The 12,929-nt window shown below is 54.7% G+C and carries 15 protein-coding genes; 10 read left to right on the top strand and 5 right to left on the bottom strand.

From position 1 onward, the window contains the following. Positions 1-4 precede the first annotated feature (4 nt). The 4 genes from SK3146_RS03475 to SK3146_RS03460 all read left to right on the top strand — a co-directional run bounded on the left by SK3146_RS03475 (position 5) and on the right by SK3146_RS03460 (position 2,703). On the top strand, positions 5-1,066 hold the full coding sequence (locus SK3146_RS03475; RefSeq protein WP_249863765.1) for a sulfate/molybdate ABC transporter ATP-binding protein: 1,062 nt from the start codon (positions 5-7) through the stop codon (positions 1,064-1,066). A 28-nt stretch (positions 1,067-1,094) separates the two neighbouring features. Further along, the gene (locus SK3146_RS03470; RefSeq protein WP_249863764.1) at positions 1,095-1,904 is read left to right on the top strand and encodes an alpha/beta hydrolase; all 810 of its coding nucleotides are present in this window, start codon (positions 1,095-1,097) and stop codon (positions 1,902-1,904) included. 123 nt (positions 1,905-2,027) lie between these two features. Beyond that, positions 2,028-2,240 (top strand): YezD family protein, encoded by a 213-nt coding sequence (locus SK3146_RS03465; protein ID WP_249863763.1) that lies wholly within the window; start codon positions 2,028-2,030, stop codon positions 2,238-2,240. A 130-nt stretch (positions 2,241-2,370) separates the two neighbouring features. Continuing rightward, positions 2,371-2,703 carry an RNA-binding protein gene (locus SK3146_RS03460; protein ID WP_249863762.1) on the top strand — a complete coding sequence of 111 codons (333 nt, stop codon included), beginning with the start codon at positions 2,371-2,373 and terminating at the stop codon, positions 2,701-2,703. A gap of 76 nt (positions 2,704-2,779) precedes the next feature. On the opposite strand, the gene SK3146_RS03455 is transcribed toward SK3146_RS03460, so the two are convergent. Beyond that, positions 2,780-3,703: a DMT family transporter gene (locus SK3146_RS03455; RefSeq protein WP_249863761.1), complete on the bottom strand. Its 924-nt coding sequence runs from the start codon at positions 3,701-3,703 to the stop codon at positions 2,780-2,782. Between the two features lie 165 nt (positions 3,704-3,868). Between SK3146_RS03455 and SK3146_RS03450 the strand changes: the two genes are divergently transcribed. The 3 genes from SK3146_RS03450 (at position 3,869) to SK3146_RS03440 (ending at position 6,194) form a co-directional block, all read left to right on the top strand. After that, positions 3,869-4,702 (top strand): ABC transporter substrate-binding protein, encoded by an 834-nt coding sequence (locus SK3146_RS03450; protein ID WP_249863760.1) that lies wholly within the window; start codon positions 3,869-3,871, stop codon positions 4,700-4,702. A gap of 96 nt (positions 4,703-4,798) precedes the next feature. After that, positions 4,799-5,479, top strand: a complete 681-nt coding sequence (locus SK3146_RS03445; protein ID WP_249863759.1) for an amino acid ABC transporter permease — start codon at positions 4,799-4,801, stop codon at positions 5,477-5,479. Further along, positions 5,472-6,194: an amino acid ABC transporter ATP-binding protein gene (locus tag SK3146_RS03440; RefSeq protein ID WP_249866160.1), complete on the top strand. Its 723-nt coding sequence runs from the start codon at positions 5,472-5,474 to the stop codon at positions 6,192-6,194. The genes SK3146_RS03445 and SK3146_RS03440 overlap by 8 nt, the downstream gene beginning before the upstream one ends. Before the next feature lie 263 nt (positions 6,195-6,457). Here the strand turns inward: SK3146_RS03440 and pyrH are convergent, their stop codons facing one another. From pyrH to SK3146_RS03420, 4 genes are all read right to left on the bottom strand, one after another. Further along, a complete protein-coding gene (gene pyrH, locus SK3146_RS03435) occupies positions 6,458-7,201 on the bottom strand; it encodes a UMP kinase (RefSeq protein WP_249863758.1) in 744 nt (247 codons plus the stop codon). Between the two features lie 237 nt (positions 7,202-7,438). Then, on the bottom strand, positions 7,439-8,623 hold the full coding sequence (locus SK3146_RS03430; protein WP_249863757.1) for a M20 family metallopeptidase: 1,185 nt from the start codon (positions 8,621-8,623) through the stop codon (positions 7,439-7,441). Positions 8,624-8,729: 106 nt separating this feature from the next. Further along, entirely contained in the window at positions 8,730-8,918 is a 189-nt protein-coding gene (locus SK3146_RS03425; protein WP_249863756.1) for a hypothetical protein, read from the bottom strand. Between the two features lie 141 nt (positions 8,919-9,059). Continuing rightward, entirely contained in the window at positions 9,060-9,257 is a 198-nt protein-coding gene (locus tag SK3146_RS03420; protein WP_249863755.1) for an aspartyl-phosphate phosphatase Spo0E family protein, read from the bottom strand. A gap of 181 nt (positions 9,258-9,438) precedes the next feature. Between SK3146_RS03420 and SK3146_RS03415 the strand changes: the two genes are divergently transcribed. The 3 genes from SK3146_RS03415 to SK3146_RS03405 all read left to right on the top strand — a co-directional run bounded on the left by SK3146_RS03415 (position 9,439) and on the right by SK3146_RS03405 (position 12,927). Continuing rightward, positions 9,439-9,585: a hypothetical protein gene (locus SK3146_RS03415; RefSeq protein WP_249863754.1), complete on the top strand. Its 147-nt coding sequence runs from the start codon at positions 9,439-9,441 to the stop codon at positions 9,583-9,585. Between the two features lie 407 nt (positions 9,586-9,992). Beyond that, positions 9,993-11,135 (top strand): glycerate kinase, encoded by a 1,143-nt coding sequence (locus tag SK3146_RS03410; RefSeq protein ID WP_249863753.1) that lies wholly within the window; start codon positions 9,993-9,995, stop codon positions 11,133-11,135. A gap of 7 nt (positions 11,136-11,142) precedes the next feature. After that, positions 11,143-12,927 (top strand): stalk domain-containing protein, encoded by a 1,785-nt coding sequence (locus SK3146_RS03405; RefSeq protein WP_249863752.1) that lies wholly within the window; start codon positions 11,143-11,145, stop codon positions 12,925-12,927. The last annotated feature ends 2 nt before the right edge of the window (positions 12,928-12,929 follow it).

Raw genomic sequence — 12,929 nt, 5'->3', positions numbered from 1 at the left:
AACCATGCATATCGTAGCGAAACAATTGATGAAAACGTTCGGCACGTTTCAGGCTACCAAGCAGGTCAGCTTCGAAATCGAAAAAGGCAGGCTGATCGGGCTGCTCGGACCGAGCGGCGGCGGAAAAACGACCATATTGCGGATGCTGGCGGGACTTGAACAGCCGGATTCCGGCGAAATCTGGTTCCACGGCAAAAAAGTCAACGATCTGCCGCCGCAGGAACGCGGCATCGGCTTCGTCTTTCAAAACTATGCGCTGTTCCGCCATATGAGCGTGTACGACAATATCGCTTTCGGATTGACGGTGCAAAAGCGCGGCAAGCAGGAGATTAAGGCGAGAGTTACCGAGCTTATCGAATTGACCGGTCTTAAGGGGCTGGAGAAGCGGCTGCCCCACCAGCTGTCCGGCGGACAGCGGCAGCGGGTCGCGTTCGCCAGGGCGATTGCGCCGGAGCCCCAGCTGCTGCTGCTCGACGAGCCGTTCGCCGCGATTGACGCGAAGGTGCGCAAGGAGCTGCGGACGTGGCTGAAGGATATGATTAACCGGGTCGGCATCACCACGATCTTCGTCACCCATGACCAGGAGGAAGCCGTCGAGGTGGCCGATCAGATTATGATTATCCATCAGGGGACGCTGGAGCAGCAGGGAGCGCCGATTGACATCTATCAGCGCCCGCAGACGCCGTTCGTAGCCGGCTTTATCGGGGAGTCCAACAGCTTGGAACATATTACCCGCTTCAAAGGCTTCGAGCAGGCGGAGCTGCGCGAGGCGAAAGCGATTATTCGGCCCGAGTTCGTAGAAGTGGGTTATGCCTCGGAAATTTCATTTCCGTCCGCATCCGAGCCCGGTACCGTAAAAAACGTTTATTTCCGCGGAACGAACTGGCAAATAGAGGTCGAATTGGCCGGGCAAACTATATTTGCTTACCGCTCCTTGGAGCAGGAAGCGCTCAAGCCGGGAGACCGGGTGCAAGTATTGATTCATCGCGTTTATTTGTTTAATGAACAGGAGCATCGGACGGTTGAGAACGGACTGAAGATCGATCCGCTTCCGGTACACATCTAAATCCAGCAAACGGAAAGGAAGAGTTGTCATGGAACATCATATTACAATACGAAGCGATCAAGAGGAGCTGGCGGCGACTCTTCATTATCCGGCCTCTACAGGCTCGAAAAACCCGATCATCATTATCGCCCACGGATTTATCGGCAGCCGGGTCGGAGTAAACCGGTTGTTCGTCAAGGCGGCGCGGGAATTTACCGAGCTGGGATATATGGTGCTGCGATTCGATTTTGCCGGATGCGGCGAAAGCACCGGCGATTACGGGGCGGGAGGTCTTGATGCAATGATCGACCAAACGCGATCCGTCATCGACTACGCTCTAGGCATCGATTGCGTAGATCCTACGCGCGTCATTTTGCTGGGGCATAGCTTGGGAGGCGCCGTAGCGGTGCTGACGGCTGCGAAGGATAAACGGGTCAAATCCTTGGTGCTCTGGTCGGCCGTAGCTCATCCGTTTAACGATATTATTAAAATTACCGGTAAGAAAACATACGAGGAAGCCGTGCAGCTAGGGTCATCCGATTACTTGGGCTATTCGTTCAAGCCGGAATATTTCGAATCGCTGACGAGGCACCAGCCGTTCGAGCAGACGCGCAAGTTCGGCGGCGATGTGCTGCTCGTTCATGGGACGAATGACGAGGTGATCCCTGTCGATTACTGCTTCCTGTACCAGAAGCTGTTCTGGCTCAGATCGCAAGGACAGTGCGATAAAGAAGTCGTTTTTCAAGCCGATCATACGTATTCTACCGGTCAGTCGTTCGTACAGCTGATGTCGACGACCAAAAACTGGCTGCTGTCGCTTGATAAGCGAAAACAGGACTGGTACGATTGGACGATCTAAACATAACGCTAAGCCCGCAACACAGGCTGCTGCTGCTTTTACAACAAGACGTCGGCAGACGTTTTCTCTTTTAATTATAATCCGACAAAACGGATGAGGATAATGTATAATGGAGGGGTTACGATGGCTAAACCATTGGAAATCGATGACGTTTGGAACAAACGAATTGTGAACTCGGTTAACGGGCTGGAGTATGGAACCGTTCAAATTGTCGTCCATGACGGCCGAATCGTCCAAATCGAGCGTACGGAGCGCAAACGCTTTGAATCGGAATCGGCCCTCCGAGATCAGAACGCTGCCGAAGGCAGATCGCCAGGGAGCCGCCGCAGAGGCTAATGGGAAGACAAGGTCCACCGGATTGCCGGAGACCTCCCGACGGGGCATGAGAGTTCGCAAGAATTTCAAAGCCCGGTCCGGAGAGTCTCTTTTTTTCGCGATAAAATTCAATTAAGGGAGATGACCCGTGATGATAGCGAATGCAGAGCCATGGGCGGAGCTGGATGAATCGGAAGTGCTTCACCTGCCCGATATTCAATTCGTAACGTATTGTTTCCAGACATTCGGTTTGAACCGCGGTATTTACAATACGATCGATCAATGGCTGTACGGTTTCGGTTATCGCGATGTGCTGCAGCGCCGCAAGTCCACCTTATCCTTCCTCCGTCTCATTAACGCGAGGGGCGGAAGAGAGCGGAGCGGCGGCATCCTGCGTTTCGGCAAAGGCGGCGTGACGAAGCAACTGTACGATTTCATTCATCTTCCCGAGCCGATCTTCCTTAGCCAGGAAGCCGAAATTTGAGCGAAATTGCCCAAAAACCATGAACGTCTGTCGTTGACGGCTGAGCATGGTTTTTTTAATTTGGAACGGGAATCACTTATGCTTTGATTTGCGATTGCGATTGGGCCGGTTTGGCTTCATAGCGCACCTGATTGTAGCGAAGGAACACCCAGACTCCCAGAATAAGCAAGAGACCTGCGAGTATTTGAATCAGATTAACGGATTCCCCGAGCAGCATCCAGGCGAGCAGAGTAGCGCCGATCGGCTCTCCCAATACGGCGGTGGAGACGGAAGCCGCATTGACGAATTTCAAGGACCAATTGAATAAAATATGGCCGAACACGGTTGGGATAACCGCCAGTAGGGCGAACAGAATCCATTCTTTGGCAGGGTACCCGGTGAACGCAATGCCGTTCCAGCCGTTGTAGACGGCAAAAAAGCAGGCCGCTACGAGAAAGACGGAGAAGCTGTACAGCGTCGACGATATATGCCTGCTTAGCTTTTGACCGAGCAGCATGTGCACGGCCACTGCGACGGTTCCGAGCAAGGATAAGATATCCCCTTGAAGCGCCGTTCCGGAAACGGCGAAATCTTTCAGGCCGACCAGCATGGCGCCGAAGACGGCCACTCCGATTCCCGCGGCGGCGGTCGGAGTCGTTCTCTCCCGATAGACGAAATAGGCTCCGACCAGCACGAAGATCGGCTCCAGCGTCATCAGCACGGTCGAACTGGCAACCGTCGTGTAGCGCAGCGACGCCATCCATAACAGAAAATGCAGTCCGAGCGCGATTCCCGATCCGAGCAGAAGCAGCCAATCTTTCCCATTTAATCGTTTGACTTCTGGTATGTATTTCCACATGAGAGGCAGCATAATCACGTTGGTAATGAGCAGTCTGTACATCCCGGAGACGGATACGGGAGCTGCGGACAGCTTGATAATGATCGATGAGCAGGAGATGGCGACAATGCCCACGGTAAATATAAGCCACAGCGGCACAGGACTGCGATGACCGGATGTCATAGTGATTCCTCCAACGGTTCTATTATAGAAAACTAATCTATTATACAAGCATGGAGTGCGGAAATCTACGGCATTTTTTTCCATGTGCGCAAGCAGGGCCCGGTGTTGTCAAAGCTGGGGCTCTATTATATAATGTTGAAGTTATTTAGAAAGGAGAATTGACCAATGTTTAAAAAGAAAGCACTTATCCCCGTCCTTATCGGCTTGGCTCTGGTTGCAGCCGGATGCGGTCAGAAGCCTGCAGCCGAACCGGCCAATGCGAATCAGCCGGCAGCGGCTCAAACCGCCAAGCTGGATCAGATCAAGAAAGCGGGGAAGATCGTCGTTGGTACCAGCGCAGATTACCCTCCTTACGAGTTTCATAAGGAAGTCGACAAGAAGGATGAAATCGTAGGGTTCGATATCGAAATTGCAAAAGCGATCGCCAAAGATTTGGGCGTGAATCTTGAAGTGAAGGATATGAAGTTCGACGGTCTGCTGCCTGCTCTGGAAGCCGGCAATGTCGATTTCATTATTTCCGGGATGACGCCGACTCCGGAGCGCAAGCAAAGCGTCGATTTTACCGAAATCTATTATACGGCCGTGCAAAAGGTAGTCGTACGCGCGGAAGACAAGGACAAGTACAAAGCGGTAGAAGACTTGGCAGGCAAGCGGGTCGGCGCGCAAAAAGGCGCTACGCAGGAGCAGATCGTCCGCAAGCAAATGCCGAATTCCGAGATGAAGGCACTCGGCAAAATTTCCGATTTGATGCTTGATCTGAAAAACAAGAAAACCGAAGCTCTCGTCGTCGAGCAGCCGGTGGCCGAAGCCTATTTGTCCAAAAACCCGGATCTGGTGTTGTCCGACGTCAAGCTGTCTTCGGAGGACAGCGGTTCGGCTATCGCCGTGAAGAAAGGCAGCGCCGATCTGGTCGACGCCATGAACAAGACGCTGGACAAGCTGATTCAAGACAAATCGGTTGACAAGTTCGTAACCGAAGCGAACGAATCGGTGGAATAAGCATCGTTTAAATCAGTGCAAAAGCCTGTGCGGATACGAAACGCGCCGGTTTTTGTTCGGTTTTAAGCGAAAATCGAAACAGGAGGAGGTGACCCGGTGGATTTTTCATTTTTGCCCAAGTATTACATGTTTTTCGTCAACGGCGCGAAGGTTACGCTGCTGCTCTCCCTGTTTACAGTGATTATCGGGGTTGTTCTCGGCGTTATTTTGGCGCTGATGCGCTTGTCGCGGATCGCTCCGCTGAAGATGATAGCGACGGCCTACGTTGAATTTATTCGCGGGACGCCGCTGCTGGTGCAGCTGTTTTTATTCTATTACGGGCTGCCGCAGCTCGGAATCGAGTTCCCGGAAGTGCCGGCGCTCGGCACTGCATTTCCCGAATTTTTGGCCGGCGTCGTCGCCTTGTCCGTCAATAGCGCCGCCTATGTAGCCGAAACGTTCCGCGCGGGCATCCAGGCGATCGATAAGGGGCAGATGGAGGCGGCGCGTTCCCTCGGGATGCCGCACAGTATGGCGATGCGCCATATCATTTTGCCGCAGGCGATCCGCAACGTGCTCCCGGCGCTCGGCAACGAATTTATCGTCATTATCAAGGAATCGTCGATCGTCTCCGTCATCGGGATCAGCGAGCTCATGTACAATGCCGATACGGTGCGGGGCAACTCGTTCCGCGCGTTCGAGCCGCTGATCATTGTAGCGATCATTTATTTCGTCATCACCTTCACTTTGTCCAAAGTGCTCGGCATCGCGGAGAGGAGGATGAGGACTTCTGATTAAAGTAACGGATTTGCATAAAGCGTTCGGCAGCAATAACGTGTTGAACGGCATCGATTTGGAAATCGAACAAGGCGAGGTCGTGGTCGTCATCGGTCCGAGCGGCTCCGGTAAGAGCACCTTCCTGCGCTGTCTGAACCTGCTGGAACAGCCGACGGGCGGAGATGTCGTCTTCGAAGGGATATCTCTGCTGAAGGGCAAATCGGATATTAACGCGCTGCGGCAAAAAATGGGAATGGTGTTCCAGCAGTTTAACCTGTTTCCGCATATGACGGTGCTGGAGAATATTACGCTCGCTCCGCGCAAGCTGAAGAAGCTGAGCGTCGGCGACGCCGATCGGATTGCGCGCGAGCTGCTGCGAAGAATCGGGCTGCTGGATAAGGCGGACCGCTATCCCGGACAGCTGTCCGGGGGGCAGAAGCAGCGGATCGCCATTGCCCGCGCGCTGGCGATGTCGCCGGACGTGCTGCTGTTCGACGAGCCGACGTCGGCGCTGGACCCCGAGATGGTAGGCGAAGTGCTCGACGTGATGAAGCAGCTCGCATCCGAAGGGATGACGATGGTGGTCGTCACGCATGAGATGGGCTTCGCCCGGGAGGTCGGCAGCCGTCTTGTGTTCATGGACGGAGGCAAAGTGGTCGAGCAGGGCAAGCCTGCCGAAGTGTTTGCTCATCCGCAGCATCCGAGAACGAAGGAATTTTTGGGGAAAGTATTGTAAGCGAAAAGCTGGGAGCGACGCCGCGGCAAATCACTGCGGGCAGGAAGTTCCCGGCTTTTTTTAATTGTTTAGGAAATGAGGCGCAGCCATTTCCTGTGGATATCCGGAGGCTCCCCCAAAAGTAATGTGTAACCATAGAACGATCCCAGCGGAATGGTTAGACGCCGATCCAGCTGAAGCCGGATGCGGACGGAATAAGCTTCAGAGCATCACGTCACTTTTGGGGGACTTGTTCATGCAGGGGCAAGCCGCCGATAATCTTCTTATTCATCCTTGTAGGCGACGGGGGCTTCCGCATAAATCGCCGTTCCCTCGGGCTTGCCTTCGCAGATCGACTTCATCGAGCCGGCTTTGTCGAAGTTGAATACGAATACCGGCAGTTTATAGTCTCGCGCCAGAATGAAGGCCGACTGATCCATCACCGTCAAGTTCCGGCTCAGCACTTCGTCATAAGGCAGCGAGGCGTAGGCCTTGGCGTCCGGCCTGATTCTCGGGTCCCCGTCGAGGACGCCGTCTACGCCCTGCTTGGCGACGAGAATTGCGTCGCAATTCACCTCAAGCGCCCGCTGGACGGACGGATAATCCGTCGTAACGTAAGGCTGGCCGTTGCCCCCGGCAAAAATAACGATGTATCCTTTCTCCAAATGGTGGATCGCGCGTAACCGGATATACGGCTCCGCTACGGCGTTAACGGGAAACGACGACATGACGCGCACTTCTTTACCCGTCTTCTGCTTGAGCACGCCGCGCAGCATCAAGCTGTTGATGACGGTGGCGAGCGTTCCGATATTATCCGCCTCGGCCCGTTCAATGCCCCAATACTCGGCCATATTGCCTCTGAAAATATTGCCTCCCCCGATGACGATAGAAACTTCGATGCCCAGCTCCAATACGGTTATGATTTCTCTTGCGATATGCTCGAGCCGCTCCGGGTCAAACCCGAATTCGCCGGCGCCCGCTACGGCTCCGCCGCTCAATTTGATCAAAATGCGTTTGTATTTGGACATAAGAATCAGTACACCTCCGGATCTTATCGGCCTGCAAAAAAAAGAACTAAAGCATACGAAGCCTTAGTTCTTCAAATACCAATAAACCATATGACATAACGGAAAAATAACGGAACGGAACGCTCTGCTTCAGAAGCTTGCTCTGGATCGTCGGCTTCATCGTTTCAGCACCTTTCCGCTCAAAGTATTACTATATAGAATAGCCGAAGCTTCGGCGTTTTTCAACCCGGTTAGCGTCTAGGCTCCGGACGTTTCGAGGCTTTTGGCGAATTCGTCGCGAATCGCCTTCAGAACGGCCGGATCGGAGACGGCGTCGCAGGCGGTATGGGCCAGCGCTTTCGCCCCGAGCAGCATGCCCTCGAATGCCCGGTCCAGCATGGCCAGGTCGCGGAATTCCTTTGTATGCAGCAGATGCTTCTCATCGATGACCTGAATATACGGATGGATCGTCGGGCAATGTCTCGAAACGTTGCCGAGATCGACCGAGCCGTGATCTTTGCCGATCTGAATTTCTTCCTCGCGCACTCCCATAGCGACCAAATTGCGCGTAAACAGGTCGGATAAGGTGTTGTTAGTGATCAGTTCGTCGTAAGAAAACTCGTAGTTCGACGTCTTCAAGGTACAGCCGGTTTGCAATGCGGCGCCTTCGGCGCAGCGCAGCACCTTCTGAACGACTTCGTCCGTATAGGGCCGGTTGCCCGAGCGGATATAAAACTGTGCAGCCGCATAATCGGGGATGATGTTGGCCGCTTTGCCGCCTTCGGTAATAATGCCGTGAATGCGGACATGGCTTTGAACCTGCTGGCGCAGCGCGTTGACGGATTGGAACAGAAGAAGCACGGCATCCAGCGCGTTGACGCCTTCGTACGGACTGGCGGCGGCATGGGCGGCTTTGCCGAAATATTCGAACTGGATGGCGTCCATGGCCAGCGATTCGCCGGATTTCTCGTAGGTGTAGTATGGATGAGCCATAAGGGCGAAATCGACGTCGTCGAACAGCCCTTCCGCCGACATCGGCACCTTGGCTCCTTTGGTTTCCTCCGCCGGAGTCCCGTAGACGCGGATGGTGCCGCCGAGCTCGTCGATCACCGCTTTCAGCCCGACGGCGGCGGCGACGCCCATCGTGCCGATAATATGATGGCCGCAGGCATGTCCGAGCTCCGGCAGCGCGTCGTATTCGCATAAGAAAGCGACGACAGGCCCCGGCTTCGCGCTTCGGTAAGTGCCGATAAAGGCGGTCGGCAGACCGAGCACCGGACACTGCACGTCGAATCCGTGATGGAGCAGCTCATCCATGAGCCGGCGGGAAGCTTGCCATTCCTCGTGCCCCAGCTCGGGATTTTCCCCGATGAAGCGGGAAATCTCGATGAAACGCCGGGCGTGCTGGTCTATTGCCGTATCGATCGTTGATTTCATGTTCATAATAAAGACTCCTTTTTCAAGTAGAGATGCTCTCTCCATTATATACAAAAAGACCCCGTCTGCCCAAATGCGGGAGAGAGGTCTTGTTCTTATGTGTATATGCTCTTTATTGAACGGTTCTGCGTTTCGGGTCCAGCAGCAATTGATTTTCCAAAGAACGTTTGATTTTATGCATGGCATCCACTTCCAATTGGTGATTTTGCGGGAAGCGTACGCCTGTCAGGGCCAATGCTTCATTTACTGTAAGTTCAACCGAAATCTTCTTTTCCTGCTGGTTTTGAGCCTCGTAAGTCATAGTCTATCGCTCCTTTATGGTCATTATGCTGCATCAAGAGACATAATTCCGGCTATGAGTAGAGTGCCATGCTAGCAAAAACCCTTGATTTTGCTTAATTTCAATATAACACATCATGTCATGTTTTTCAAGGGGCGAGCGTTAAAATGAGGCTCTATTTTTTAGGAGGCTTGTCCTTTTGCGGCTCATGCGCCTTCGCTGAAGCGTGACTACCAGATGATCGAGCTGTTGGCTTAATTCAACGACCTGCGGATCAACCAGACTGCCGGTTTGCTCCACCAGCCGGTATAAGCGTTTTTGCAATTGCTCCATATGCTGTTTCAGCTGCGATTCATCCATGGTTTTTACGACTCCAATCGATATGCAAAATTTTCCTCACATCGAGCAATTATAATACGGATCAGTTATAAAATTTGTAAAACGCTGTCGAGCCTTATGTTAAAGTTTTATGACAAAGAATACATAATTTTTACCAAATTCGGGATACTAGTACATGTTCTACGGAGGGGGTGAATCATTTATGGACAATGCCAAAGCGAACACGAAGAACAACGCGAATTTCAAGGAAAACAAGTTCACTGAGGAAGAAGCCGTCATGCGCGCCGAGAATGCGGCCGAAGTTCCGCCGAGCTTGAATGAAATTCCGAAACAAACGAATCCGCAATAAATGATAGGATCGACATAAGAGACGCCTGAGCCGCTCTGACGGAACAGGCGTTTTTTGTTGTTTAGGAAATGATGCGCAGCAATGTCCTGTGGATATCCGGGGGCCCCCGAAAGTAAAGTCTACCCCTAGAACGAACCCAGAGGAATGGTTAGACGCCGATCCAGCTTAGGCTGGATGCGGACGGAATAAGCTTCAGAGCATCACGTCACTACCCTGGAAATTACTCTTGGTACCCCATTTCCATTGTCTGTGGTGCCGCGTAGCGGCATGGATGGCTTTTGGGGGATTTGTTCATGATCGGCGAATGCTGTAAATGCGGATATGCCTGGATGCTGGACGCATCGTTTTAATACATGGTAGTATTCTTAATGGGAGATGAACTTTTTACCATGGAAGGGGACAGTTCAGTGAAGATTGTGTTGGCTCCGGATTCTTATAAAGGCAGTTTAACCGCCGGGGAAGCTTGTGACGCGATGGAGCGCGGCATCCGCCGCGCAGTCCCCGAAGCGCATATCGTCAAGGTGCCCATGGCCGACGGAGGAGAGGGCACGGTGCGCAGCCTGGTCGACGCTACCGGGGGAACGACGCATAAGGTGAGCGTCCGCGGCCCGCTCGGAGCGCAGGTGGAGGCGATGTACGGAGTGCTTGGAGACGGGGCAACCGCCGTTATCGAGGTGGCTGAAGCATCCGGCTTGTATTTGATTCGCCCGGAAGAGAGAAACCCGCTTGCGGCAACGACGTATGGTATGGGGGAGTTAATTAAGGACGCGCTGGACCGGGGATGCCGATCTTTCATTATCGGACTGGGCGGCAGCGCTACCAATGACGGCGGGGCCGGCATGGCCGAAGCATTGGGGGCGCGGTTTCTCGACGAGTCCGGCCGGCCGGTCGGCCAAGGAGGAGAGGCGCTGGGCAGGCTCGCTTCCATCGACGGGTCGGGCATGGACCTCCGGCTGCGGGAGAGCCGCTTCATCGTCGCTTGCGACGTCGACAATCCGCTTTGCGGCCCTCAGGGAGCAAGCGCCGTGTTCGGCCCGCAGAAGGGCGCTACGCCGGAGATGGCGGATCGGCTCGACGAGGCGCTTCGCACTTATGCCGCGGTCGTGCAGCGGGATATCGGCGCCGATATTCTGGAGCTGCCCGGAGCGGGAGCGGCGGGAGGATTGGGCGGGGGAGCCGTCGCATTCCTGAACGCCGAGCTGAAGCCGGGCGTCGAGATCGTTATTGAAGCGGCGCAACTGGCGAAGCATCTGGAAGGCGCCGATCTTGTGCTGTCCGGCGAAGGCCAGTGCGACTTCCAGACGGAGCGGGGAAAGACCCCCTACGGAGTCGCGAAGCAGGCCAAACGTCTCGGCGTGCCCTGTGTGCTGATTGCCGGGTCGATCGGCCAAGGAATCGAATGCCTCTACGATAGCGGAGTCGTCAGCGTTTTCCCGCTGACGGACAAGCCGATGCCGCTGGAGCAGGCGATGCGGGAAGCGCCCAGGCTGGCTGAGGACGCGGCCGAGCGGGTCGTTCGGTTATTCGCATTATTGAAAAAAAGGAGTTAAGGAATTCATGCTTCGAATGTTGACATCTTCGTTAAAAACAGGAACATTGGTAAGTGCAGCAGCTGCATTCGGCTTGCTGTTTCCCGCAGCGGCGGGAGCGGTATCCGTAGCCCCGCAGCACATTGAGCTGTTCGCGGAGAAAAGCGCGGTTACCGTTAACGGGCAGCAGGTACGGCTGGAGCAGCCGGCGGTTATCGCGGGCGACAGCTTTTACATACCGCTTAGATGGCTGGCGGATACGAGGGGGCTGGAGCTGAATTGGGACGGAGATGCGAATACTATCCGTCTTCTGACGCCGAAGGCGTTCATCGAATTCGATTTGGGCAGCCGCTCGATCACGGTCAATGGCGAATCGGCCGACTACTCGTCGGTCGCCGATATCCGCAATGACCGTCTTCTGGTCAAGCTGTCGTGGATTGCGGAGTATGCGGAATTGCAGTATAAGCTCGCCGCCGACGGACAAAGCGCACAGATCAGCTTCATCGGAACGCCTTCTTCCGCATATAAGGAGTCGGATTTGACCAAGGACGACGCACAGCCGAATTCGCGGCCGATCGCGCTGTTCGCTTTCGGCAAATCGTCCTACAAGCTGGGAGAGAAGGTGGATTACGTCGACCTAAGCTACGATCCGGACGCGGAAGGGCTTCCCGATTACGAATGGAACGGGAAGCAGGACGCCTACTATAAGCCGGGTATTTATCCGGTGACTTTGCGGGTGAAGGACGGAAAGGGCAATGAAAGCGAGCCGTTCACCCGATCGGTTACGATCGAGGATGAGCCGTATCTCTCCGAGGCGCAGTTCCCTTATTATTACGACGCTCCGGGCGCCGTGTTCAAGGCGAATGACGATGTATTGAACGCGGTATACGGACCGGAGGAGAGCAAGCTGCCGGTTCTCGTCCGTCAGCCGGAGGACAAGCCGCTCGTATTGGGAAGCGGCAGCCGGTTCGCAGCGGGGCTCGGTTATTTATATCAGGAGAAGGTAAACGGTGAGGCCAGGTTGTATCCGCAATATACGAACGGCGGCCGAACCGAGTCCCAGTTGGCCGTCGTCATGCGCAATAATAATGAGAAGGCGGTAAAGGTGACAACGACGCGGCAAGCCGAATCGGGTCCGTCGGTGTACGGCGCCGTCCGCTTGGGCAAGACGGCCGAGGACTTCTTGAGCTCGACGCCCCGCGAAGATGAGTTGGTGATCGAGCCTGGCGCTGCCGTCTATTACAAGATAAGCCCGAATATGGCCCCCGGCCAGACGTTCCAGGGGCTCTACGATATCCGGACGGACGGCGAAATATCGGTATCCTACGCGATGATCGCTCCGGGCGATACGACGTATAATCTGAGCGGCTATCCGCTCGTCGCGTCGAACGGCGCCAAGAACGGAACGTTCCCGGTATCGGAAGTAGGCTGGACCATCGACGCGCATTCCCTGAAATGGCCCGCCGCCGTCGGCATGGGCGACCCGTCGCTGGAGCCGCCGCTGCAAGGGTATGATGCGATGAACAAGCAGCCGCTTGAAAATCGGAACCATGCCGGAGTGCGCTATCGAATTCAGTTGGAGCATACGGGCAAGATGGCTATCGCGCTCCATCCGAGAACCGGGTTTTTCCAAGGAGCCGTGAGAGTGAACGGCAATATCATTACAATTCCGGCCGCCGGATTGACCGAGAACGAAGCGGTGCTGCTGCACAGGACGGGCGGCGGGGAAAACAGCGTCGATATCGAAATTATGGCTGTGGACGGAACGCAGCTCCCGGTCGACTTGGTGCTTTATCCGCTGCAAGCGAACTGATG

This window comes from Paenibacillus konkukensis, from assembly GCF_023523925.1.
GTDB classification, from domain to species: domain Bacteria; phylum Bacillota; class Bacilli; order Paenibacillales; family NBRC-103111; genus Paenibacillus_S; species Paenibacillus_S doosanensis.
This window is presented reverse-complemented; position numbering and strand designations above follow the sequence as displayed.